A 24,552-nucleotide genomic window follows, 5' to 3' on the forward strand; every position below is an offset into this window, starting at 1 on the left:
CGATCGATGGCGCCAGCCTCAACGCCGGACTTCTGGTCTCCGGCGTTGATTTTGCGGCAACCGCAGCGAACGGCGGCAGCATCATGCTCGGAGGGACCGGTACGACGGACCTCACCGTCTCCGGCAATGCAACGGCCGGCACGATCCTCTCGGCCGGCGACATCACGGCAAAGGCGGCCAATCTCCAGGCGGGCAGTGTCACAAGCCACGGCAATATCGGCATGGTCGGCAATGTCGATGTGAGCAGCCAGATCCTGGCGGCAGGCGATCTCACGATCAATGGCGGCAGCATCAGCGCACCGACCTTGATCTCCGGCATCGACTTTTCCGCCACCAACGCCGCCGGCGGCAGCATCGTGCTGGCGCAGTCCGGCAAGACCAGCTTGACCGCCTCCGGCAACATCACGGCTGGAACCATCCTGTCGGCCGACGATGTCACGGCAAGGGCGACAGACCTCATCGCCGCCAGTATCACCAGTCATGGGAAGGTTGACGTCGTAGGCGATGTCGATGTCAGCAACCAGATTTTGGCCGCAGGCGATCTCACGATCGATGGCGGCAGTATCAGCGCCCCGATCCTGATCTCCGGCATCGACTTTGCCGCCACCAATGCCGCCGGCGGCGGTATAGTGCTCGGAACTGCCGGCGATATGAATCTTACCGCTTCTGCGGGCATCACCGCGCAGACCATGCTATCGGCCGGCAATATCGACGCGCAGGCGGCCACCATCGCGACCAATGCCGTGACCGGCCATGGCGACATTACCCTTGCCGCCAGCAGCAATGTCAAGGTGACCGGTCAGCTCCTCGGTGCCGGCGATGTCTTGCTCTCCGGTTCATCCGTCCAGATCAATCAGGCCGTCACGGGCGTCGATTTTGCCGCCACCGCGCGCTCATCAAACGGCGCCATCGCCCTCGGAGCAAGCGGCGATCTGACCATCAATGCGGCAAGCACCACCGCCAATACGTTGATCGTCGCCGGCAATCTCGATGTGGCGGCAAGCGCCTTTACGGGCGGCAACATCACGGGCCATGGCGTCGTCGCAATCGGTTCGACCACCAGTCCTGGCGCAATCAGGATCAACGGTCAGCTCCTGGGCGCCAGCAACGTCTCGATCACCGGATCTGCCGTCAGCGGCAACGTCATCGCGGCCGGTGTCGATTTTGCGGCGATGGACCAATCGGGCGCCGGGAATGTCATTCTTGGTCCGACCGGCAATCTCACGCTCCTAGCCACGGCAGGCGACATCTCTTTCAACAGCCTCCTTGCTGCCGGCAGCATCACGGCCAACGCGGCGAACAATGTCAGCGCGAATGCCGTCTCCCACGGCGATCTGACGATCACCGCGGGGAATTCGATCACGCTCACCGGCCAGTCGCTTGCCAGCCGCAACGCCAATCTGTCCGCCCGATCGATGACGATCGACACGCTGGTCTCCGGCGTCGATTTCGCCGCCACCCGTGCCACGGCCGGCGGCAGCCTGATGCTGCAGCGTACCGGCGCGATGACGCTCTCAGCCTCGAGCGGCAGTATCAGCGCCAATTCCCTGCTTTCGGGCGGCAATCTTGCCGCCACGGCAACGCAGAACATCGGTTACAACAGCCTGCAGAGCCTTGGCAGCGCCACGCTCACGGCGCCCGGGGCCATCGCCTATACCAACACCACCCGCGTCGGCAGCAATCTGACGCTCAATACCGGTGCCGTCGATCTCTCCGGCAGCAGGGGTAGCAGGATTGCCGGCGGCGGTACGCTGATTGTCAACGGCTCTTCCGCCAATCTGTCCGGCAGCAATCTCGTCTTCGGCGGCCTGTCACTCAATCTGTCGGGCAATGCGGATCTGTCCAATGCCGAGGTCAGCACCGTCACCTCCAGCGTCACCGGCAACGGTGATCGCGTCGCCGGCGGTTCCGGCGACATCGCCATCTCTGCCGCGGGCCTCGTCACCACCGCCAACACATCGCTGCTTGCCGCGCATGACCTGACGCTCAACCTGCCGTCGCTCGGCAATACCGGTCAGCTTGCCGCCGGCAACAATCTGACCTTCAACGTCGCTGGCGACTTCTACAACAGCCCCTCGGGCCTCGTGTTTGCCGGCAACAACGCCAACCTCCTCGTCGGCGGCACATTGACCAATGACCAGGGCGCTATCGTTTCCGATGGCGGGTTGACCATCCAGGGGACGACCGCCGGTCAGCGCAATGCGGCAGTCACCAATGTGTCCGGTCTCATTCAGTCCGGTGGTGACATGTCGATACTCACCAGCAATCTCATCAACAGGCGATCGACGACGCCGACCTGGGTGACGGGTCAGCTGGTCTCCTCCGGTGCGGTTGTCGGTACCTTCGTGCTCAATCCAGCGGTCGCGGGCCAACCCTTTGCCTATCTGGAATCGACCGACCAGAATATGTTCCAGCTTTATGCGGGGGTCGATCCGGGGCAGTTTTCTGACTACCAGCCGCTGCTGTATTCGGTCGCAACCCTTGCCGATGGCACCTCCTATCACGCCTGGACCTGGGTCAGCGGCAGCGGTCCGACGGAAGTTCGGCCGATCTTCGACTGGATCAAGGCCCGCGTTCCCAAGGATGCCAACGGCAATCCCATCCTCGATCCCAACAATCCCTCGCGTTATTTTATCGTCGATGAGGTCGTGCGCAACGGTTCGGATACGAGCACGACCTACACCTGGGACCCCACGTCCAACATATCGCAGTCGGTTTATGAAGACCGCTTCACCAGTGCGCTCAGCCCCGAGGCGGTGATCCGCGCCGGCGGCAATCTCACGGTTGATGCCACCAACCTCACCAATTCCTACAGCCGGATCGAGGCCGGCGGTGATGCGACGCTCAACGGATCGACGCTCTCCAACGAAGGCGTCGTCCTCAATCGCACCACGATGCTGACCTGTAGCGCGCAGAGCGCCTGCTCGGCCTACAACGCCGATGGCACGGCCGATCCTTCCCGCAATATCGCCAACGGCACGTCGATCGTCTCGGGATCGCAGGTTATCGGCGGCGCGGCTGGCACGCTTAAGGCGGCCCACGCCCTGAGCCTCAATTTCGGTACGGTCAACAATACGTCGCTCGGTTCGACAAGTGGCGGCGCGGCCGTCAGTGCGCCTTCGACATCGAGCGATCCCCTGTCGGCCCTGAATGGCATGACGGCCGGCGGCGCCTTGTTCAACGTCAATGCCGCGCTAGGCAGTTTCGCCTCAAATGGCGGCGCGAGCGTCGGTAGTGGCCCGTCGTTGGCAGCCGTCAGCACGACGATCGCCGGCGGCCCGACGGCCAACGGCAGCGGCCTGACGGCAGCCATCGGCGCTTCGGTGAGCGGCAATGGTGTGACGCTCGCCAGCGGCCCTTCGATCAGCTCCGGCAGCCTGACGACCGGCGGCGCTGCGATCAGTCCGAACAGCCTGATGGGCAAGCTCACCGCTGCTCTCGGCAGCAGCGGCAGCCTTGCCCAGGTGCTGCAGGTCAATGGCGCGGAACTCGCCTCGCTTGCCAAGCCGCAATCGGGCGGTGTCGGCGGCACCGTGCCGGGCCAGATCTTCCTATTCGAGACACGGGCGGCCTTCCTCGACGTGTCGAAGTTCTACGGCTCGAGTTATTTCATCGGCCGAGTTGGCTATACGCCGGAGACCAAGGTTCCCTTCCTCGGCGACGCCTATTTCGACAATCAGCTGGTAGACGAACAGATGCGGCAGCTGGTGGGCGATGGCCTTGGCGCGGGATCCTTCATCCCCGGCAACAATGCCACTGACCAGATGAAGACGCTGCTCGACAACGGCGTCGCTTATGCCGAGGCGAACGGGCTTGCTCTCGGGCAAGCACTGACGCCGGAGCAGGCCGCATCGCTGACCCAGTCGATGGTGATCTATCAGACGCAGATCGTCGACGGCGCCCAGGTGCTGGTGCCGGTCGTCTATCTCTCGGCCGCTGATAAGGCGAAAGTCAATGCAGGCGGCGCCGTCATTGCCGGCAACAGCGTCAGCATCGATGCCGGCTCCGTCAACAATTCCGGTGCGATTGCCGCAGCGGATGGCATGACCATCAATGCGACCGAGATCAAGGCCAATGGCGGCACTTTCCTCGCCGGCGGCAACATGAACCTCAATGCCACCAATGGCATTACGCTTGCCGCCCAGACGATGACCATCGGCGGCCAGAATGTCGTCAACACCAATGCCGGCGTGTCGGCTGGCGGCAATCTGCAGATCGCCGCGGGCGGTACGCTGAGCTCGCAGGGCACCAAGATCGCCGCAGGCGGCAATGCCCAGCTTTCCGGCACCAATGTCAACCTTGCTGCTGTCAAGGTTGATAATGGTAGCCAGCAGAATGCGACGGGCGCCCGTGTCACCGCTGGCGGCAATCTTACCATCGTCGGCAATAATGACGTCAACATCATCGGTTCCTCCGCCAAGGCCGGTGCTGATCTCAAGGTCAAGGCCACGGATGGCGCGGTCAACATCGTCTCGACCGATCTCTCCCGCAAGACGGACGATGGCTACACCAAGACGACCAGTACCGATCAGCAGGCTTCGCAGCTCTCGGCCGGCGGCAACCTTCAGGTCAATGCCAACACGGGTATCCTGATCTCTGGTTCCGATCTGATGGCCAAGGGTAATGTCGGCCTGACCTCGAACGGCGACATCAATGTCACCACGTCTCAGAGCCAGTCGAACTCGACGTTCGGCAAAAATTCCTCGTCCGAGCTGACGCATAATGGCTCGACGATTACGGCGGGCGGCGATCTCGTCGCCAAGTCGAACAATGGCATCAACGTCATCGGTTCGACGATGGATGCCGACGGAAAGCTTGGCTTGCAGGCCGGTAAGAACGTCACCATCGCTGAAGCGACCGACAGTGCAACCCTCGATGTCAAGAGTTCCAGCAAGAAGAGCGGTTTCTTCGGTTCGACGAAGGAGAATGCCTCCGGTCATCTCGAGACCACGACGGCGGCTGGCTCGTCACTCTCCGGCAAGGACGGCGTGACGATCATTTCCGGCGGCGACACCACGGTCTCCGCCTCGAAGGTGACGGCTGGCGACGATACGCATGTCGCTGATCTCAATGTCCAGACCGGCGGCAATCTGATCGTCACTGCCGGTAAGGACACCGAGACCGAGCATGACGCTGCCCGCCGCAAGGGTTTCCTGCGCAGCGGCAGCTCGAGCTATGACGGCTATAACGAGACGACCATCGGGTCACAGCTTTCAGCCTCGGGCGATGTCAATCTGGATGCCGGCAAGGCGGCGGTGATTGTTGGCTCGAAGGTCAATGCCGATGGCTCGCTGAACGTCTCCGGCGAAAGCGTCTCGATCATCGGCGCGCAGGAAAACCACCAGTCCGACAGCAAGCGCAAGGATTCCGGCCTCTTCGTCGGCTCCGGCGGCGGCTTCATCTCGCTCTACGGAAAGAACGAAAAGCAGGGCCAGCAATCTTCCACGGATAACATCGGCTCTACATTGTCGGCCGGTCAGGACGTCAATCTGACGGCAAGGACGACCGATCTCAATATCATGGGCTCGTCGGTTAGCGCCGACCGCGACATCAACCTGTCGGCGGCCCGAGACGTCAATGTGACCCCGGGCGCCGAAAGCTCGTCACAGTCCGAGCAGCAGAAGAAGTCCGGCTTCGGCTTAGCGCTTTCCGCCGGCAATGGCGGCTTCTCGATCGGGATTGGCGCGCAGTCGACCAAGGACAGCAAGGCGCAGCAGTCCGATACCAATGCGGTATCGACATTGGCGGCGGGCCGCGATCTCAACATCTCGGCAGGCAACAACGTCAACCTGCAGGCGACCAGCGCTTCGGCCGAACGCGACGTCAATCTCTTCGCCGGCAAGGACATCAATCTGCTCTCGGCCAACGACGTCACCAATTACGAGGAGGTGCATGAGAAGACCTTTGCCGGTGTGACCATCTCGGTGACGAGCCAGGTCGGCAAGGCGGCTCAAAGCATCATGAACTCGGCCGAGCGTCTTTCCGACAGCGGCGGCGTCAATGCGGTGACCAACACGGCCATTGCCGGCCTCGGTTTCTACGAGGGCTACAAGGGGCTGAAGGGCGCCTATGAGGGGCTTACCAGCACGGATCCGAAGATTGGAACCGGTCTATCCTTCAGCATCGGCATCAATGCCGGCGTCAGCCATCAGGAAAACAGCTGGTCCTCGTCGTCCTCGACCCCGGTCGTGACGGATATTCGTGCGGGGCGCTCCATCACCATGGAGGCCGAGAAAGGCTCCATCACCAGTGATGGTGCGCAGATCCTGGCAGGCTACGACAAGAACGGCATCCCCACGGTTTCCGGCGACCCGCTGACCGGCGACATCTTTCTGTCGGCGGCGAATGGCGACATCAACCTCAACGCCGCCACCGGCACGTCGGATTCGACCAGCTCGAACAAATCCTGGAGCGTGGGCGTCGGCGTCAACTTTGGTTGCACCAGCAAGGGCGGCTGCCAGGAGACCGGCGTGGGGGTCAACGCCTCCTACGGCAAGGGTGGTTCGGAAACCTCCGGCACCAGCCACACGAACACGCATGTGAACGGCACCGGCGATGTCACCATCGTCACCAACGATCTCGCGCTGAAGGGGGCGACGGTCGCCGGCAATTCGGTTGCGATCGACGTCAAGAACCTGACGATCGAAAGCCAGCTGGATACGCAGAAGGCCAAGGCCGATCAGTTCAATGTCTCCGGCCAGATCGGCTTTGGTAACACCGGCGTCTCCGGCACCGTGCAGAAGGCCATGGGCGATGCGGTGCTCGTCTCCGAACAATCGGGCATCCATGCAGGCACCGGCGGCCTCGACATCGATGTCAAAGGTCAGACGTCGCTTGTCGGTGGCCTGATTACCAGCCAGGCGACGGCGGACAAGAACTCCTTCTCCACCGGCACCCTGACGGTTGCCGATATCGATACGCATTCGACCTGGAGGGCCGAAACCTATGGCGGCGGGATCGGCACCAGCGGGCTCACCATCGCTCCGCCCGTCAAGGCCGGCGAGAAGGAGACCGGCAAGGCCTATTCGGCCATCGGCGGCAATATCGGCATCACGATCACCGATCCCGCGCACCAGGTGCAGGACATCGGCACGATCCGCCGCGATACCGACAACACCAATACCTCGCTGCCGGGACTGCCCGACCTGCAGAACATCCTGCGCCAGCAGTATAAGACGCAGGCGGATTTACAGGCGGCGCAAGCGACAATGGCGGGGCTGGTGGGCGATATTGCCAGTGAGTTCTACCGCCAGGCTGCGGAGGGCCGCGACCAGGCTGGAATGGACTACTGGAAAGAAGGCGGAGCCGGCCGCGTGCTGTTGCACACGATCGGCGCCGGCATTCTCGGCGGCGTCAATGGTTGGGAGGGTGCGCTCAAGGGAGCTGCAGGCGCAGCGACCTCTGCGCTGCTGACACCAGCCATTGCCGATCTGGTCAAGGGCATGCTGAAGGACAGCACCTTGTCCGATCAGGACAAGCGGACGCTTGCAGCAGCTATCGGTTCTAGCCTTAGTGGTCTCGCGGGAGCAATCGGTGGTGGTGAAGGTGCCTCCTATGGGGCTGCAAGCTACAAGAACAACTATTTGACCCATGATCAAATGGACAAAGCCACTAAGTTGGCGCAGGAGCTTGCAGATTGTCAGGCGCTGTTCAGCGGCTGTAGCGATCAAGATAAGCAAGCACTGAAGAATCAGATCAGCGACCTTGTTAAATTATCCCAGGAACAAACTGCAGCGTTGATCAAAGAATGCAGTGGCGGTGTCGCATCCGACGCATGCAAGCGTATGCTCAATGATCTGCGAGACTTCGAGGCAGCCAAGAGGGCAATCGTCAGTCAAGCGCTGAACTATCCCGGAGGAGGACTGGATGCTCTTGTCAATGATACAAGCCCAAGTAGTCCATTCTACTATGATGTCGGCTATGGCGACACCAGCGTCGATGGTCTCTTGGCCAAGAATTATGCCGGTGTGCTCAACGGCACAGTCACTCCGGAGCAAGCGCGAATAAACACGCTTCAGGACGTGCTGCAGCAGAATAAGGATGCGGGCACGATTAAGTTGATGATCGATGGCCTCGGTCTCGCGGGCGGCGTCACAGGCGGACTTGCGGGTGGTGGAAGTGTGCTGGCTAGGGTTGGCGCAGTCCTTATTGTCACCTCCGCTGGCAGCCATGTGGTTGGTGACACGGAGCAGGCAGTGACCGGCATGGTCAGCGATCCCGGTCTGGTTCAGTTGCTGAACGCGGGGGGCATGTCAGCCGAGGATGCGCTGACGGTTCAGAATCTCATCGATGTCGGTGCTGTCTTCGTTGGCGTCGCCGGCGCTGGCAAGGAAATATATAGCCTAGCCAAGCCAGCAAGTTCGCTCACCAGTGCGGAGCGTAGCCTCATCAATCGCAATGTTCTGACGCTTGACGAAGCGGCAGCCCAACCTCGGGTCATCTTCACCTCGGACGGGCGGCAGATCACCTTGCCGTCAGGCTATAAGCCTTTGTCTAACTTGTCGGCCGCTGGCGATGTCGGTGGACTGCCTGAAGGGTTTGTTCGTGTCACGGACAACAAGGGGAATATCGTCATTGCCGGACCGAATGGCGCAATCTACAATGATCTTGCTGCTGTACAGCGGGCGTCTGTCACCCAAGGAAACGCGTTTAGCCAAACAGACCTTGATGCGTTGGCTGCAAATGGTGTGAAATTCACGCGCGAAAATGTAGTTGCTACAGGCAGAGCTCCTAACGGGCAGATCGTCTTTCTGGAGACGGGCACCTCGAATGCTGGTTTACAGCACATAATAGAAGCTCATGCCACGGACTTCGCCAATATTGGAGTTTCGCGATCGCAGATCCCCAGCGTGGTAATGCAGGCAGTTACTGAAGGAAATATCGTTGGCTATCAAGGCAGCGGTACGGGGCGACCAATTTATCAAACAACAATCAATGGACAGCCTCAACGAATAGCGGTGACCGTTGGTAACAATGGTTTTATTGTGGGTGCCAACCCCGCAGGGAGCGGTAAATGAGAACCATTAAGGTTATGGCCGACTATCAATGCTTTCCTCTCTGGGAAGCCTCTCCTGGAGCTGTGGGAAACATCGATCCCAAAGATTTGCCTATCTCTTTTTCACTTCGGCAAAGGCTAATGGCATGGGCTAAGACGTTTGATGCAACGCTTAATATTGATGATCCCTTGAGTTCAGGCTTCGGAAGTGAACGGGAGCGCATCGAGTTCCGCGAAGAGGGGGCAACTTTAGCTCAACAGCTTCAGGAAGAATTAGGGGCGCGTTATATCGTTATTGCCAAGCTTTAGTGTTACACATAAGAATATAACGGCGTATTATTCATATGAGGGGCGAATAATGAAGATAGAATTTCATTTCTATTCAAATGAACTGCTGCGCATAATGCTAAGCATTGGCTGACAGTATTAGAATCTGTTCGAATTGTTGAGATTTCGGCTTCCGCAGCTACATGTTTTCACTTTCCTCTAGGATTTCAGAATGAACGCAAAATTCTTCGCTGCGGTCGGATTCGGCCTGCTGGCCGTTCTCTTGGCCGGTTGCGCCGGGACTCCAGACCCAGCCAAGGTCGCTGCCCAGCAACATGAAGGGTCGGCCCAGATTTTGGCAAATAAGAACAAGAAGGGCTCGCTCCTTCTTGTTCGAATGGTGGATTCGCCGCTGTTGGGTGATGTGGATTGCAGCGGTTACATCACTCTGCGCAGGGTCAATGCAGGAAAGCCAGACGAGACGGAGCCGCCTGTATCTATCGGTTCCGCGGTTGCGTATCGCTTGCAAAACCCAAACAAACTGGTGCTCGGCCAGTTGTTCTCCGCGACTGCGCAAAAATATGCACGATGGTTCGTGCCCGTCGCCCCTGGTCGCTATGTCATAACCTACGCAAATTGCAGCTATGGAAATGTCACCATCGAGGCGGGAGGTGACCAGGATGGACTTTTCGGCAGAACATTCAGCTATGTCCGCCCGTTTGGGGGTGATGGTGCCATCACGATTGGCGAGGGGAAGATTGTTGACGCCGGATATATCCGGCTTGAAGGAACGCGCAGCGACCCACGTGTGGTGGGGTCGGAAGCCACGCCTGCCGAACGTGACCTTATGAAGAGCGCCATGCCGGAAGTCTATCCTTCGATAAGTTTCACGAAATTCGGTCCGTGAGGGTAGCAGTCAATCTGGCGATTGCCAGCGGCCACCCTTTTTGGCGGCCGCGGCGGTCGAAGGGTTGGAAGAGAGATTATTTTCCTTGCCGGGAGCAGTCTCTCGAAACAGCGGCCTTACTGCTCACTCGCAGAGCCGATCTGCCTCCAAAGCACGCGACGGGCGGTCACCGGTTCGGCGGCATTTCGTCAGATCCGCCTGCCGTGCAAAATCACGAGAGAGCCGCATGTGGGGGGAGAGCACCGATGCGCTTTTCGTGCGCTGCCGAAAGGATGGCAACCCCGCAGGCCAAGGCAAGTGCGATGGCACCCAGCACCGGCAGGCTGCGATAACCAAATCCACCCTCGAGCAGAGCGGCACCGATGCTTGCTGCGATCGCGATGCCGATGTTGAACCCCGATGGGATGAGCGATGAGGCGAGGCTCGGCGCATCGGCCGTCCACATTAGAATGCGGGCCTGAACCGGAGCACCGATCGCGAAATTAAGCGCACCCCAAATGAAGATCGTCACGGTCATCAGCAAGGGATAGGGGCTGACGAGGTAAAGGACGACCAATATCGCGGCCTGAATGGCGAGCATGACGATCAGCGACGGCATCAGCTTCCAGTCCGAGAGCCGACCGCCCAACAAGACGCCCAATGTCGCGCCGACGCCATTGAGCAGGAGTACCCATGGAATCAGCATGGCATCGAGGCCGGTCACCTCCCGCAAAAGAGGCGTTATGTAGGTGAACGGCACCATTTGCCCGATCATGAGGGCGAGCATGATGATAAGGGACGTCCAGACCTGCTGGCGGCCAAGAACGCGCACTTCGCGGCTCAAATGGCCGGATGGCTGGAGTTCGGCTTTCGTTGATGGGATCAAGGCCCAGATCGCGGCCAATGCGAGCACGCCGACCGAAGTCATGGCCCAAAAAGTCGTCCGCCATCCCCAAAGCCCGCCGATCGCTGCACCGACGGGGACGCCGATAATGTTCGAAACCGTCAGGCCTGCAAGGATGACCGCCACGGCACGTCCTCGGAACGCCTGCGGGACAAGGCCGACGGCAACCACCATGGCGATCCCGAAATAGGCGCCATGCGCGACGGCGGTCGCAACGCGGAAAAGGAGCATGGTGGCGAAGTCAGGTGCGAGCGCGCAGGCGATCTGCCCCAGGCAGAAGGCGATTGTAAGGGCGATCAGAATGGTCCGACGCGAGACCTGCCGGGTTGCCATGGTCAGGAGTGGGCCGCCGATTGCAATACCCAATGCGTAGCCGGAAACCAGAGAGCCGGCAAACGGGATCGAGACATCCAGCCCTTGAGCCACATCCGGGAGAATGCCTGCGATGACGAACTCGGTCGTGCCGAATGCAAACGCAGCCAGAAACAAAGCGAAGAGGGGTAAGGGCAAATCCAGCTCCCATATAAAGGCATAAGGATTTCTTTAAATCACCGCCGAGAGCACATCAAGTGTGAGATATCGTCGGCGAGGGCGGGTGCAAGGGAACGAGGCGCTTGAACCGGTTGCATTCATTCCGCAAAATACGTTTTCCCGAGCAGTTTTCGGCCGCCGACATCCGCCATCTCAGGGTTCGATCCTTGACAAACCGACAATGTTTGTAAAGGCTTGTCGCCATGAGTGAGGTGGCTGATTGGTTATCTTATACAAGTCCGATCAGTCGGAAAAACGCTGCCGAAGCAGTGTTTGAGGATATTCGTTCGGCAATTACATCGGGACGGTTGGCGGTCGGGACACGGCTGCCCGCCGAGGCGCAGCTTGCCGCCCGCTATGGCGTCAGCCGTCCCATCGTCCGCGAAGCGCTCCGCTCGCTGCAGACGCTCGGCCTTACCCAGACCCGCACCGGCAGCGGCACCTATGTCCTGACATCTACGCCCGGCCCGGAGCTGCGCTACGGCGGCTATTCCGCGCGCGATCTGATCGAGGCGCGCCCCTTCATCGAGGTTCCGGCCGCCGGCTGGGCGGCGCTGCGGCGCACAGGGCAGCAGCTGGCACGGCTGCTTGAACTTTGTAATGAGATGGACCGGGAAGAAGAGCCCCTGAAGTGGGTCAATCTGGATTCGGAATTCCACTCGATGGTGGCCGAATCCTCCGGAAATGCAGTCTTTTCCAAGATCGTTTCCGACGCCCGCGATGCGCTGATGCGGCAATCGGAGCTCGTCAACATGATGGCGCAGCGCCGCGTGGCCTCGAATGTCGAGCACCGCCGCATCGTCGAGGCGATTGCGGCGGGATCGGAAGAGGGGGCTATCGCTGCGATGGAGGCCCATCTCGGTCAGGTCAAGCGCGTGGTGACCACGATCATCGGCGAGGATCAGCCGCACCGTTGACGGCGGCCGGCAGATTGGCGAGCCGCTCCGGCCGCAGCGCCTCGAAGAGCTCTTCTGCGGTCAGATATCCATGATCCAGCACGATTTCCGGCACGGTGCGTCCTGTCGCCAGGGCCTCGCGGGCAACCTTGGTCGCTGCCTGATAGCCGATCAGCGGGTTCAGCGCGGTGGCAAGGCCGATCGATTCCTGCAGGCGTTGTGCCATGAGAGCCGGATTGGCGGTAATGCCGTCGACACAGCGCTCGGCAAGGATATGGCAGGCGGCGGTCAGATGCATGATGCTCTCCGACAGCGCACGTACCATAATCGGTTCGAAGGCATTGAGCTGCAGTTGGCCTGCTTCCGCCGCCATAGTGACAGTGATGTCGTTGCCGATAACGGAGAAGGCCACCTGGTTGACCATTTCCGGGATTACCGGATTGACCTTGCCGGGCATGATACTGGAACCGGCTTGCATGGCCGGTAGCGTGATCTCGCCGATGCCGGCACGCGGCCCGGAGGACAGCAGGCGCAGGTCGTTGCAGGTCTTCGACAGCTTGACCGCAACGCGCTTCAGTACGCCGGAGAGATGGACGAAGGCGCCGGGATCCTGTGTCGCCTCGATGAGGTCGCTGGCAGTCACGAGCGGGCGGCCCGTCAGCCGGGCGAGATGAGTGCAGGCAAGGGTTGCGTAGCCGGCGGGCGCATTGAGGCCGGTGCCGATGGCCGTGGCGCCGAGATTGACCTCATGCAGGAGGGTTGCCGATTCGAGCAGGCGGGCTCTGTCTTCACCGAGCATGACGGCGAAGGTCCTGAACTCCTGTCCGAGCGTCATAGGCACGGCGTCCTGCAGCTGCGTGCGGCCGACCTTCAAAATGCTGTCGAATTCCTTGGCCTTGCGCTCGAAGGCATCCTGCAACGCTTCCATTGCCGCAGCCAGACCATCGATGGCTTCGATGACAGCGACGTTGACGGCGGTCGGATAGGCATCGTTGGTGGACTGGCTGAGATTGACGTGATCGTTCGGATGAAGATGGCCATAGTCGCCCTTGGCATGGCCGAGCAGTTCGAGCGCGCGATTGGCGATGACTTCGTTGGCGTTCATGTTGGTCGAGGTGCCGGCACCTCCCTGGATGACATCGACGACGAATTGGTCGTGAAGCTCGCCTGCACGGATTTCGCGGCAAGCGCGCACGATGGCATCGAGCCTCTCCTTGCTGAGCAGGCCAAGCTCGTGATTGGCAAGGGCCGCCGCTTCCTTGACGAAGGCAAGGCCGCGGATGAGGTGCGTGTAGCGCCCGATCGGCGTGCCCGTGACCTGGAAGTTCTCGACCGCTCTTGCAGTGTGCACCCCCCAATAGACATCCGCCGGAATATCCTTTTCGCCCAGCAGGTCATATTCGCTTCGCGTCTTGACCACATTATCCTCCTATGGTCGAAATCAAGCTATATCTGTCAAGCTGTATGACAGATTTGAAACTTGTTATCGATTGTGCCGAACCGCGTCAATAAGCCTGGTGCCGGGTTGACCTTAGGCAATTTCTATGTCTAAGAGGAAAAATCTGTCATACAGCATTACAGCATGACCGGCGATCATCAGTTTCGATCGACGGCTTGAGTGAAGCGAAAGGGCATCCTGTCGGGTGCAAACGAGCACCCCGGACCCGTCCACGGACAAACGGCTCAAGGGAGGAGCAATGTCAGTCGAAACCATCCAGAATGTGCCGACGGATCGTCAGCCGCCAGCCAATGAAGATCTTGGCTACCACAAGGCCTTGAAGCCGCGCCAGATCCAGATGATCGCCATTGGCGGCGCGATCGGCACCGGTCTCTTCCTTGGTGCCGGTGGGCGGCTTGCCGCAGCCGGTCCGGCGCTGATCTTCGTCTATGCGCTCTGCGGCTTCTTTGCCTTTCTGGTGCTACGCGCACTCGGCGAATTGATCATGCACCGTCCGAGTTCCGGCTCCTTCGTTTCCTATGCCCGCGAGTTCTACGGCGAGAAGATGGCCTTCGCCGTCGGCTGGATGTACTGGCTGAACTGGGCGATGACCTCGGTTGCCGATGTGACGGCCGTCGCTCTCTACATGAATTTCTTCAAGCATTATGTTCCATGGCTTGCCGGCATCGATCAGTGGGTCTTCGCGCTGATTGCCCTGATGGTCGTGCTGGTCATGAACCTGCTGTCGGTGAAGGTCTTCGGCGAGCTCGAATTCTGGTTCAGCCTGGTCAAGGTTCTGGCACTGGCCAGCTTCCTCGTCATCGGCATCTATTTCGTCGTCTCGGGCACGCCGATTGCCGGCCATACGGCTGGTTTCAGCATCATCAGCGACAGCGGCGGCTTCTTTCCGAATGGCATCCTGCCCGCCTTCGTCATTATTCAGGGCGTGGTCTTTGCCTATGCGTCGATCGAACTCATCGGCACGACGGCCGGCGAGACCGAAGATCCGCGCAAGGTCATGCCGGGCGCGATCCGCACGGTGGTTGCGCGCCTGCTGATCTTCTATGTCGGCTCGGTGCTGCTTCTGTCGCTGCTGCTGCCCTATACGGCCTATAAGGCTGGCGAGAGCCCCTTCGTCACCTTCTTCGGGACGATCGGCATCCAGGGCGCCGATGTCATCATGAACCTCGTCGTGCTGACGGCCGTGCTGTCCTCGCTCAATGCCGGCCTTTATTCCACCGGCCGCATCCTGCATTCGATGGCGGTTTCGGGCTCGGCGCCGGCCGCGCTTGCCAAGATGAACAAGGCCGGCGTGCCCTATGGCGGCATAGCGGTGACGGCAGTGGTGACCGTCATCGGCGTGGCGCTGAACGCCGTCGTGCCGTCGGCCGCCTTCGAGATTGCGCTCAATCTCTCGGCGCTCGGCATCATCTCCGCCTGGGGCGTCATCGTGCTGTGCCAATTGAAACTCTGGAAGCTGTCGAAGCGCGGCGAGATGGCCCGCCCGGATTTCCGCATGTTCGGCGCGCCCTATACCGGTATCCTGACGCTCGTCTTCCTCTTTGCTGTGCTGGTGCTGATGGCGCTCGACTATCCTGTCGGCACCTGGACGATCGCCTCGCTCGTCCTGATTGCACCGGCCCTGGTCGTCGGCTGGTATCTGCTGCGCGACCGCATCCATAGGCTGGCGGTCGAGCGAGGCCGGTCGTGACGGCAGGAAGGATCAATCCGCTGGTGGCCGTGGTTGCCACCGGCGGTACCATCGCAAGCGAGCGTGCCGACAACGGCGCCAGCTCGCCATCTTTGACGGGGGAAAGCCTGCTGGCACTTTTGCCTGACATGCCCGTCGATCTCAGGCCCATCGAGCTGATGGCGAAGGATTCGGCGAGCCTGACGCTTGCCGACATGCAGGAGATCAGCGACAAGGTCGGCGAATTGCTTGCGGATGATGTCATCAACGGCATCGTCGTTCTGCATGGTACGGACGCGATGGAAGAGACGGCGCTGCTCGTCCATCTGCAGCACGGCCTGAATAAGCCGGTCGTGTTCACGGGTGCGCAATTTACGGCGGATCATCCGAACGCCGATGGCCCTGCGAACCTTGCCGCTGCCGTTGCCGCCGCTACCGATCCGGTCAGTGCCGGACGCGGTGTGCTCGTCTGTTTCGGCGGCCGCCTGCTGCCGGCTTGGGGGCTTTATAAATATTCGTCGGATGTCGCCGACGCTTTCCGGCAATCGCGGCCACGCGAAAATCCACCAAGCATGCGCCTTGCGGCAGCGCTCGACAGTGTGCGCGTCGATGTGGTGGCAATCTATCCCGGGTGTGATTCCGTGCATGTGGATGCGAGTCTCCGGGCCGGCGCACACGGCATCGTTCTTGCGGCACTCGGCTCGGGTAATGCCAATCCGCGTCTGGTTGAAGCCGTCAGGCGTTGTGCCGATGTCGGGGTGCCCGTCGTGGTCTCCAGCAGGGTGCCTGATGGGTTGCTGGTCTCAAGCTATGGCGGCGGCGGCGGCGGGCACGATCTCGCCGAGGCCGGTGCTGTTCATTCCCCGACGTTGCGGCCGGGGCAGGCGAGAATTCTGCTGGCGGCCCTCGTTGCCTCCCGCGCCAGGGCCGAGCTTATCAGGCAGGCTTTTGCCGACTTTGCAGACGACGCGACGCTCTGATCGCCAGCCATGAGAACGGGCCGACTGGCGGATGACAGCGGCCCGAAGTCTGGCTGGAAGTATGATCGTCAGGCCTGGTGCGCGGCATTGGCGACGACGACGGGGATCAATAGATCGCCCCAGTTGCCGTTGCCGCCATGGTGGCGGGCCGAGCGGACGAGCTCGACGGAAACACCGGCCTCGACCGCATTCATGACGGCCTGATTGAGGCGATGCAGCTCGTTCGCCAACATGCGGATGACTGCCTGCTGATCTGCATTCATGGTGAGAGATTGTTCCTCGGCTCTCTCGCGAACACGTGCTATCGATGCCATGTCATTCTCCTTCTATGATCTTGATATCACTCTGCTGCCGGCTTGAACTGGGCGTGCTCGGTCGATCCGTGCATGGCCGTGGTGGATGACTGTCCGCCGGTGATCGCCAGCGAAACGGCATCGAAATAGCCTGTGCCCACTTCGCGCTGATGCTTGGTGGCGGTGTAGCCATTGGCTTCCGCGGCGAACTCCGCCTGCTGCAGTTCGGAATAGGCGGCCATCTGGCGAGCCTTGTAGCCGCGGGCGAGCTCGAACATGCCGAAATTCAGCTGGTGGAAGCCGGCAAGCGTGATGAACTGAAACTTGTAGCCCATCGCACCCAGCTCGCGCTGGAATTTGGCGATCGTCGCGTCGTCCAGGTTCTTCTTCCAGTTGAAGGATGGCGAGCAATTATAGGCGAGCAGCTTGCCGGGATGGACCCGATGCACGCCCTCGGCAAATTTACGCGCCTGCTCGAGATCCGGCTTTGACGTCTCGCACCAGATCAGATCGCAATGCGGTGCATAGGCGACGGCGCGGGCGATGCAGGGCGCGATGCCGTTCTTGACCTGATAGAAGCCTTCGACCGTGCGGCCGGCGTCGTAATCGACGAAGGGCCGGTCGCGTTCGTCGATATCGGATGTCAGAAGCTTGGCGGCCTCGGCATCGGTGCGAGCGACGACGAGGGTCGGCACACCCATGACGTCGGCGGCAAGCCGTGCCGCGTTGAGATTGCGGATATGGGCCGCCGTCGGAATAAGAACCTTGCCGCCGAGATGGCCGCATTTCTTCTCCGATGCCAGCTGGTCCTCGAAGTGGACGCCTGCGGCACCCGCCTCGATATAGGCTTTCATGATCTCGAAGGCGTTCAGCGGACCTCCGAAGCCCGCTTCGGCATCGGCAACGATCGGTGCGAACCAGGTGTCGACGGAAAGCCCTTTGCCTTCGGCCGTCTCGATCTGGTCGGCCCTTTGCAGCGTGCGGTTGATGCGTTTCGCCAGCTCCGGACCGGCATTGGCGGGATAAAGCGACTGATCCGGATACATGGCAGACGCCGTATTGGCGTCGGCTGCGACCTGCCATCCGGAGAGATAGATCGCCTTCAGGCCGGCGCGAACCATCTGCATGGCCTGATTGCCCGAGAGCGCGCCGAGCGCATTGACGAAATCTTCCTCGTGAATGAGCTGCCACAGACGGTTCGCGCCCATTTCGGCGAGTGAATGGCGGATGGTGATCGATCCACGCAGCCGCTCTACATCAGCGGCCTGATAGGGGCGTTCGATGCCATCGAAACGCTCGGCAGGTGCGCTTGGAACCAGTTTGTAAAAATCTGTCATGCTATTCTCCCGATACCTTCTCTCGATCCTCCGATCGATCTCGATTGCATGACTATTTTTACAATAGTGGTGCTCGCAGAGCTAGGAAAACCAGAAAATCTCAGTAGTTAAAAAGGTTATGATGTGCTATCGTTGACATCGCTTGCCAGTAAAATTGTAAATCATGTAAAATTCCACTGAAGGAAGGTTTGTAAAGGGTTTGACATATGGTTGAACGCAAGATCTTCGCTGGCCCCAGGGTTCGTCGCGTCCGAATGGGCCTCGGCCTGACACAGACGACGATGGCGCAGGCTCTCGATATCTCGCCGTCCTACCTCAATCTCATCGAGCGCAATCAGCGGCCGCTGACCGTGCAGCTGCTGTTGAAGCTCTCGGCGGTCTACAAGGTCGATCTCGACGAATTGCAGGGCGGAGAGGCCGGCAGTGCAGGGCAGCTGCGCGAAGTCTTTGCCGACCCGCTGCTTGCGGGTGAAATTCCGGGCGACCAGGAGCTGATCGAGCTCGCCGAAGCCGCGCCGAATGCGGCAAACGGCATGATCCGGCTTTATCGCGCCTATCGCGAGCAGGCCGCAAGGCTGTCCGATCTTGCCGAGCTTCTGTCCCGCGAGGGACGGGTTGCCGATGTCGCCGGTCCGCGCCTGCCGCTGGATGAGGTTCACGACCGTCTGCAAGCGCGGCCGAATTTTTTCGCCCGCATCGAAGATGCCGCAGAGACATTCCATGAGCGCCTCTCGTCCGGTGACGATGTGGCAGGCGGATTGAAGGCGTGGTTGAAGAGCGAACATGGCATTGCCGTGCGCCTGCTGCCGGTGCATGCCATGCCCGGTCTGCGCCGACGCTACGACCGGCATTCCATGCGGCTTTTCCTGTCCGAGCGATTGTCGCCCTTCGATCAGCTTCGCGAGATTGCGACCGAGGTCTCGCTGTTGGTCATGCGCGAGGAGATTGCCGCCGAACTGGAGGCGCTTGCGCTCTCGACGCCGGAAGCCAAGCGTATTGGCCGCTTCGAGCTGGCGCGCTACGCCTCCCACGCCCTGCTGATGCCCTACGGCGCCTATCTTTCGGCAGCGCAGCGTCTGCATTATGATATCGATGGCCTTGGTGCTCGCTTCGGTGTGTCCTACGAGCAGGCCGCGACGCGGCTCACCAGCCTGCAGCGCCCGGCGGCATCGGCTATCCCGTTTTTCCTGATGGAGGTCGATAGTGCCGGCCATCGCCTGCGCAAGGCCGGCGCCCAAGGCTTTCCGCAGGCGCGCTTCGGCGGTGGCTGTCCCAAGCTCAATGTCCATGCCGCCTTTGGCCAGCCCGGGCAGATATTGGTGGACGACACGCAGATGCCGGATGGCGGCGGATTTCTCACCATATCGCGGACGGTCGAGGGGCCGCGGGCCGACTTCGGAGAAAGGACGCGCCGCACCGCGCTCCTCATCGGCTGCGATATCGCCCATCGCGACGAGGTGATCTACGGCAAGGCGCTTGGCTCGATGCCCGTCGCGATCGGTCCGGCCTGTCGTCTGTGCGAACGTCAGGGCTGTCTGGCGAGAGCAGAGCCGCCGGTGACGCGCCCGCTCGGTCTTGACGAAATGGCGACGGGTCTGAGTGTATTCGACTTCCAGTAAACGCATTGAATTTGCCGTTGCGCACAGGGAACGGCAAATTAGATATATTCAAATCTATCGTTTATATGGATAATTGTTGCGCCGATATCCCGATAAATAGGATCTCATTCCTCGCGCGCTGCGCGTGCCCTCTCTACGTTCCGCGCAGATAAGGAGTCCCAGATCCATGAATTTTGCCAAGCGAACATCTGCCGCCATTTTTGCCGCTGCGCTTTCCTGCGGCGCGCTGTTCACCACGATTGCACATGCCGATGCGACGCTCGATCGCATCAAGGGTCGTGGCGCGTTGACCGTCGGCGTCATCCTCTCCGGCGCGCCTTTCGGCTATATCGATCCGGCAAGCCAGGAACAGAAGGGCTATAACATCGACATTGCCAAGGCGCTTGCCGAAAAGCTCGGCGTCAAGCTGGAAACGGTGACCGTGACGCCGCCGAACCGTGTGCAGTTCCTGCAGCAGGGTAAGGTCGATATTCTGATCGCCAACATGCAGTACACGGAAGAGCGCGCCAAGATCCTCGATTATGTGCCGACGCCCTATGACCGCAGCGGCGGCGCTGCCGTCGGCCGCAAGGATAGCGGCCTCAACGACTGGAGCGACCTCAAGGGTAAGTCTGTCTGCGTTTCTCAAGGGTCGAACTATACGCAGCCGCTGATGGAGCAATATGGCGCAGAAGTGAAGGGGCTGCCGAGCCAGCCGGAATCGCTGCTGGCGCTGCAGGGCGGCAATTGCGTTGCGGCCGTCCATGTCGGGGCGACGGTCGGCCTGCTGCTTCAGGATCGGCCGGAGGAATGGAAGGACTACAAGATCCTGTTTCCGACCGAACTCGTTCCCTCGGATTCGGTGATCTGGCTGCGCAAGGGCGAAAGCGATACGCGCGCCGCACTCGACAAGGCCATCCAGGAACTGCATGCCAACGGCAAGCTTCTGGACTATGCCAAGGCAAACCGCCTGCTCAACACGACCTATCTTGAGGAAGAGCATAAGAAGTTCGAGGGCAAGTGACCTGACCGGTCGCTTGAGGAGCGGTTTGCATGGGAAGTTCGCTTCTTCAGACCTTCATAGACTGGACCGGCAGGCTCGGGCTTCACTATGAATTCCTGGCCAGCGGTTATGAGGCGCAGATCTGGCGTGGTGGTTTCATCACCACGCTTTATCTCATCGTGCTCCTCATTCCGGTCAGCCTGTTGTTCGGCCTGCTGTTTGCGGCCATGTTGACCTCGGGGAACAAGGCTCTGGCCGCGCCGGTCAGAGCTTTCATTGAAGTGACCCGCAATACGCCGACACTCGTGCAGCTGATGTTCAGCTTCCTCGTGTTGAACACACTCGTCTCCAATGGGCTGGGTGGCGCGCAGAACAATCCTTTGACACCGTTCTTCTGGGTGGTTGCCGTGGTCGGCCTGCATGTTGCAGCACTGCATGCCGATGCGCTTCGCGCCGGTATCGAGGCCGTGCCGGAACAGACGGTGGAAGCGGCGCGTGCCATCGGCTTCACGCGCCTACAGATCCTTCGCTTCGTGGCGATACCGCTCGCTTTCCGGGCGTCGCTGCCGGCGATCGTCAACAACATGATCAATCTGGTCAAGCTGACCACCGTCGGCAATGCGATTGCCGTGAGCGAAATCACCTATGCCTCGATCATGGTCTGGACGCAGCGCGACAATGTCGTCGAACTGATGATCGTCATTCTGCTGTTCTTCAGCGCCATCAATCTTGCCCTCGCCAAGATCGGGCATTGGATCGAAAAGCGCCTCGCCGTGCCTGGCTTCGGAGTGGGCGCATGAGTGTGGCAAAGCTGTCATCGGCGCCTTCGAGCAACTGGCTGCCCTGGCTGGTTGGAGCGCTCGTTGCGATCGCCGTTATCTGGCTGCTGGCGGATCTGTCGCTGCTGCATGTGCTCATCGAATGGCTGCCCTATCTCGGTAGCGGCTTCCTGATGAACATCCTCATCAGCCTGCTTGCGATGGCTGGAGGGACGCTGATCGGTGTCTTGCTTGGCATTCTGGAGCTGGCGCCGCTGAAGATCGTACGCTATCCAGTCGGCCTTTATGTCCAGATCTTCCGCAATGCGCCCCATCTGGTGCTGATCTTTGCAACGACCTATATCTTTCCTTTCGAGATCGTGGTCTTCGGCCATTACCTGCCGTTTCCCGATTGGGTGAAAGCCGTGATCGGGCTTGCCATTCCTGCCAGCGCCTATGTCGCCGAGATCACGCGTGGTGCCATCCAGTCGATCCCGACCACGCAGTGGGAGGCGGCCAAGGGCCTCGGCTTCTCCCGGTCTCAGGCGTTGCGCTGGATCATCCTGCCGCAATGCGCGCGGCGTTCGCTGCCGCCCTGGATGAACCTCTTTGCCTCGATCACCATGGGAACGGCGCTTGCCTCCCTGGTCGGCGTGCATGAGCTGCTGCATGCGGCGACCGACGCCAGCACGGCCGTCCGCCGGCTGGATTTCACCGTCCTTGCCTATATCGTCGTCATGGCGGCGTTCTTTGCGCTTTGCTATCCCATTTCCAGCCTGACGCGGCGCCTTGAACGCCGCCTGAAAGCCTAGAGGAGCCGGCATGAGCCACGCTCAGACCAATCCGATCGTCGAACTGGCCGATGTGCATCTCGCCTATGGACCGACCGAGGTCCTGAAGGGGATTGACCTAACAGTCGCCCGCGGACAGACGGTTTCGATCATCGGTCCGTCCGGATCCGGCAAGTCGACAATCCTGCGCTGCATCAACGCGCTGGTCGCGCCGCAGACGGGCCGCATCGCGGTCAATGGCGTGCGCGTCGACCAGATGCGCAGCGAGGCCGAACGCATCAAGCTCAGGCAGAAGATCGGCATCGTCTTCCAGCAATATAATCTCTTTCCGCACCTGACCGTGCTCGACAATATCACGATCGCCCCGACACGAATCCTCGGCGTCAACAAGGCCGATGCCGAACGCCACGCCCGGGATCTCCTGGCACAGGTACGCCTGTCCGAGAAGGCGAACGTCTATCCCGGACAGCTTTCCGGTGGCCAGCAGCAGCGCGTGGCCATTGCCCGGGCGCTTGCGATGCGGCCGGATCTCGTCCTTTTCGACGAAGTGACCTCGGCGCTGGATCCGGAGACCGTCGGCGAGGTGCTTGCCGTCATTCGCGATCTCGTCAAGGAAGGTATGACGAGCATTCTGGTCACGCATGAGATGCGCTTTGCCGAAGAGATCAGCGATGTCGTGGTCTTCACCGAAAACGGCCGCATCGTTGACCAGGGGCCGCCCGAAGCTATCTTCCAGACATCGACAAATGCGCGCATCCGCCGTTTCGTCAACGGCCTTGCCGGTGCGCGGGCTTCGCTCGAGGATGGTGAGGGAATTTGACGATGGAAAAGGCCTTCCCGCTCACGACAGGCTTTGCCGAAGCCATCGCATCGGCCGATCCGCTGCGAGATGAGGCGGCCGTTGCCGCAGCCCGCACGGCGATCGTCGATTGGCTGGCCTGCGCCTTCGGTGGTGCTGCCGGCCGCACGACACGCATCCTGCTGGAACAGCTGCCGGCAGGCCCGGGGAACGCCGTCATCATCGGGCACGGGCGGCGCACCGATGCGCTGACCGCGGCCCTGGTCAATGCCCATGCTGGCCATGTGCTCGACTATGACGACGTGCATGCGAGTGTACGCGGGCACCCGACGACGGTCATCGTTCCCGCTCTGCTGGCGCTGGCATCGGAGACACCGATATCGGCGAACCGTCTGATTGCCGGCTACATCGTCGGGCTGGAAGCCATGGCACGCTTCGGTCTCTCGCTCGGCATGCGCCACTACGAGAACGGCTTTCACGCAACGGCAACGCTCGGCACGATCGGTGTTGCCGCAGCCGTCGCCCATGTGCTTGGCTATTCGGTTGCCGAGACCGCCACGGCACTGGGGCTGGCTGCCACGCATTCGAGCGGTTTGCGCCTGCAGTTCGGCCATGATGCCAAGCCTTATCATGCCGGCATGGCAGCGCGCTCAGGCCTGCTGTCGGCCAAGCTCGCCAAGGCAGGCTTCGGTGGCGCCAGGGATTTTCTCGACAATCCGATCGGCTTCTATTCGGCCTTCGCCTTTGGCGAGGGGCGGCCGCGGGCAGCCATCGAGGGGTGGGGCGCGCCTTGGCAGATCGTGACGCCCGGCCTGACACTCAAGGCTTTTCCGTGCTGCACGGCGAGCCATCCGGTGGCGATGATCGGTCTTCAGCTTCATGAAGAGGGATTGAACGCAGAGCAGGTCGAGTCCGTCATCATCACCTTCCCGCCGGGAGGCGATGCAGCGCTGGTCGTGACCGATCCGACGACCGGTATCGATGCGCGCTTCAGCGCCGAATATGTGTTCGCAACCGCCCTGGTCGACGGTGCTCTGAAGATCGGCCATTTCGGCGAGACGCCGGTGAGGGAGGATCTGATGGCGATCGGCCGGCGCGTTCGCCGCCGTCATGACGAGACGGCGCCACGCCTTTCGAACGATCCGAAAACGCGTTTCGTCATTGCCGAGGTAACGCTCAAGGACGGAAGCCATCTGACGCGCGAGTTCAAGGGCTTGCCCGGCCTCAGCGATCCCACGGAAAAATTCCGCGACGCGACCGGCAACCATCCGGCCGTGTCGGCCGTTCCCGATCTGGTGAGAACCATGCGCGGCGAGGACGACCTTCATCGTCTCGTCCAGCTTCTATCAAACAGTTTGAACTGATCCAGTTTCCAAGAAACGCAAG

At 60.8% G+C, this 24,552-nt stretch carries 16 protein-coding genes; 12 read left to right on the forward strand and 4 right to left on the reverse strand.

What is annotated here, in order from left to right; all coding sequences use genetic code 11:
- Nucleotides 1–83: 83 nt before the first annotated feature.
- From FHT84_RS29600 to FHT84_RS29610, 3 genes are all read left to right on the forward strand, one after another.
- Entirely contained in the window at nt 84–9,017 is an 8,934-nt protein-coding gene (locus FHT84_RS29600) for a hemagglutinin repeat-containing protein (RefSeq protein ID WP_246698669.1), read from the forward strand.
- Nucleotides 9,014–9,304: a hypothetical protein gene (locus FHT84_RS29605; RefSeq protein ID WP_183765577.1), complete on the forward strand. Its 291-nt coding sequence runs from the start codon at nt 9,014–9,016 to the stop codon at nt 9,302–9,304. Before FHT84_RS29600 ends, FHT84_RS29605 begins: the two co-directional genes overlap by 4 nt.
- A 190-nt stretch (nt 9,305–9,494) precedes the next feature.
- Nucleotides 9,495–10,169, forward strand: coding sequence for a hypothetical protein (locus FHT84_RS29610; RefSeq protein ID WP_183765579.1), 675 nt, complete (start codon nt 9,495–9,497; stop codon nt 10,167–10,169).
- Nucleotides 10,170–10,380: 211 nt separating this feature from the next.
- Here FHT84_RS29610 and FHT84_RS29615 read toward each other — a convergent pair whose 3' ends face one another.
- Nucleotides 10,381–11,562 (reverse strand): MFS transporter, encoded by a 1,182-nt coding sequence (locus FHT84_RS29615; RefSeq protein ID WP_183765581.1) that lies wholly within the window; start codon nt 11,560–11,562, stop codon nt 10,381–10,383.
- A 224-nt stretch (nt 11,563–11,786) separates the two neighbouring features.
- Between FHT84_RS29615 and FHT84_RS29620 the strand changes: the two genes are divergently transcribed.
- Nucleotides 11,787–12,500, forward strand: coding sequence for a FadR/GntR family transcriptional regulator (locus FHT84_RS29620; protein ID WP_183765583.1), 714 nt, complete (start codon nt 11,787–11,789; stop codon nt 12,498–12,500).
- On the opposite strand, the gene aspA is transcribed toward FHT84_RS29620, so the two are convergent.
- Nucleotides 12,472–13,899 carry an aspartate ammonia-lyase gene (gene aspA, locus FHT84_RS29625; protein ID WP_183765586.1) on the reverse strand — a complete coding sequence of 476 codons (1,428 nt, stop codon included), beginning with the start codon at nt 13,897–13,899 and terminating at the stop codon, nt 12,472–12,474. The two genes, FHT84_RS29620 and aspA, sit on opposite strands and share 29 nt — an antisense overlap.
- A 277-nt stretch (nt 13,900–14,176) precedes the next feature.
- Between aspA and FHT84_RS29630 the strand changes: the two genes are divergently transcribed.
- Both FHT84_RS29630 and FHT84_RS29635 read left to right on the forward strand, forming a co-directional pair.
- Complete coding sequence (locus tag FHT84_RS29630; protein ID WP_183765589.1) at nt 14,177–15,628, forward strand: amino acid permease; 1,452 nt, start codon at nt 14,177–14,179, stop codon at nt 15,626–15,628.
- Entirely contained in the window at nt 15,625–16,587 is a 963-nt protein-coding gene (locus FHT84_RS29635; RefSeq protein WP_183765592.1) for an asparaginase, read from the forward strand. Before FHT84_RS29630 ends, FHT84_RS29635 begins: the two co-directional genes overlap by 4 nt.
- 68 nt (nt 16,588–16,655) lie before the next feature.
- On the opposite strand, the gene FHT84_RS29640 is transcribed toward FHT84_RS29635, so the two are convergent.
- Complete coding sequence (locus FHT84_RS29640) at nt 16,656–16,901, reverse strand: hypothetical protein (protein ID WP_112345161.1); 246 nt, start codon at nt 16,899–16,901, stop codon at nt 16,656–16,658.
- A 26-nt stretch (nt 16,902–16,927) separates the two neighbouring features.
- On the reverse strand, nt 16,928–18,217 hold the full coding sequence (gene aceA / locus FHT84_RS29645) for an isocitrate lyase (protein WP_183765595.1): 1,290 nt from the start codon (nt 18,215–18,217) through the stop codon (nt 16,928–16,930).
- Nucleotides 18,218–18,423: 206 nt separating this feature from the next.
- Between aceA and FHT84_RS29650 the strand changes: the two genes are divergently transcribed.
- The 6 genes from FHT84_RS29650 (at nt 18,424) to FHT84_RS29675 (ending at nt 24,530) form a co-directional block, all read left to right on the forward strand.
- A complete protein-coding gene (locus FHT84_RS29650) occupies nt 18,424–19,836 on the forward strand; it encodes an XRE family transcriptional regulator (protein ID WP_183765598.1) in 1,413 nt (470 codons plus the stop codon).
- Between the two features lie 166 nt (nt 19,837–20,002).
- The gene (locus tag FHT84_RS29655; RefSeq protein WP_183765601.1) at nt 20,003–20,839 is read left to right on the forward strand and encodes a transporter substrate-binding domain-containing protein; all 837 of its coding nucleotides are present in this window, start codon (nt 20,003–20,005) and stop codon (nt 20,837–20,839) included.
- Between the two features lie 29 nt (nt 20,840–20,868).
- The gene (locus FHT84_RS29660; protein WP_112345157.1) at nt 20,869–21,618 is read left to right on the forward strand and encodes an amino acid ABC transporter permease; all 750 of its coding nucleotides are present in this window, start codon (nt 20,869–20,871) and stop codon (nt 21,616–21,618) included.
- The gene (locus FHT84_RS29665; RefSeq protein ID WP_183765604.1) at nt 21,615–22,388 is read left to right on the forward strand and encodes an amino acid ABC transporter permease; all 774 of its coding nucleotides are present in this window, start codon (nt 21,615–21,617) and stop codon (nt 22,386–22,388) included. The genes FHT84_RS29660 and FHT84_RS29665 overlap by 4 nt, the downstream gene beginning before the upstream one ends.
- Nucleotides 22,389–22,398: 10 nt before the next feature.
- Nucleotides 22,399–23,187 carry an amino acid ABC transporter ATP-binding protein gene (locus tag FHT84_RS29670; RefSeq protein WP_183765607.1) on the forward strand — a complete coding sequence of 263 codons (789 nt, stop codon included), beginning with the start codon at nt 22,399–22,401 and terminating at the stop codon, nt 23,185–23,187.
- A 2-nt stretch (nt 23,188–23,189) separates the two neighbouring features.
- On the forward strand, nt 23,190–24,530 hold the full coding sequence (locus FHT84_RS29675) for an MmgE/PrpD family protein (RefSeq protein ID WP_183765610.1): 1,341 nt from the start codon (nt 23,190–23,192) through the stop codon (nt 24,528–24,530).
- The last annotated feature ends 22 nt before the right edge of the window (nt 24,531–24,552 follow it).

It is taken from the genome of Rhizobium sp. BK289 (assembly GCF_014193575.1).
Lineage (GTDB): Bacteria > Pseudomonadota > Alphaproteobacteria > Rhizobiales > Rhizobiaceae > Rhizobium > Rhizobium tropici_C.

Excerpts from the sequence above, each read along its gene's own strand:
- FHT84_RS29600 (WP_246698669.1), top strand. The coding sequence starts at position 84 with ATGCTCGGAGGGACCGGTACGACGGACCTCACCGTCTCCGGCAATGCA.
- FHT84_RS29605 (WP_183765577.1), top strand. The coding sequence starts at position 9,014 with ATGAGAACCATTAAGGTTATGGCCGACTATCAATGCTTTCCTCTCTGG.
- FHT84_RS29610 (WP_183765579.1), top strand. The coding sequence starts at position 9,495 with ATGAACGCAAAATTCTTCGCTGCGGTCGGATTCGGCCTGCTGGCCGTT.
- FHT84_RS29620 (WP_183765583.1), top strand. The coding sequence starts at position 11,787 with ATGAGTGAGGTGGCTGATTGGTTATCTTATACAAGTCCGATCAGTCGG.
- FHT84_RS29630 (WP_183765589.1), top strand. The coding sequence starts at position 14,177 with ATGTCAGTCGAAACCATCCAGAATGTGCCGACGGATCGTCAGCCGCCA.
- FHT84_RS29640 (WP_112345161.1), bottom strand. The coding sequence starts at position 16,901 with ATGGCATCGATAGCACGTGTTCGCGAGAGAGCCGAGGAACAATCTCTC.
- aceA (WP_183765595.1), bottom strand. The coding sequence starts at position 18,217 with ATGACAGATTTTTACAAACTGGTTCCAAGCGCACCTGCCGAGCGTTTC.
- FHT84_RS29650 (WP_183765598.1), top strand. The coding sequence starts at position 18,424 with ATGGTTGAACGCAAGATCTTCGCTGGCCCCAGGGTTCGTCGCGTCCGA.
- FHT84_RS29655 (WP_183765601.1), top strand. The coding sequence starts at position 20,003 with ATGAATTTTGCCAAGCGAACATCTGCCGCCATTTTTGCCGCTGCGCTT.
- FHT84_RS29660 (WP_112345157.1), top strand. The coding sequence starts at position 20,869 with ATGGGAAGTTCGCTTCTTCAGACCTTCATAGACTGGACCGGCAGGCTC.
- FHT84_RS29665 (WP_183765604.1), top strand. The coding sequence starts at position 21,615 with ATGAGTGTGGCAAAGCTGTCATCGGCGCCTTCGAGCAACTGGCTGCCC.
- FHT84_RS29670 (WP_183765607.1), top strand. The coding sequence starts at position 22,399 with ATGAGCCACGCTCAGACCAATCCGATCGTCGAACTGGCCGATGTGCAT.
- FHT84_RS29675 (WP_183765610.1), top strand. The coding sequence starts at position 23,190 with ATGGAAAAGGCCTTCCCGCTCACGACAGGCTTTGCCGAAGCCATCGCA.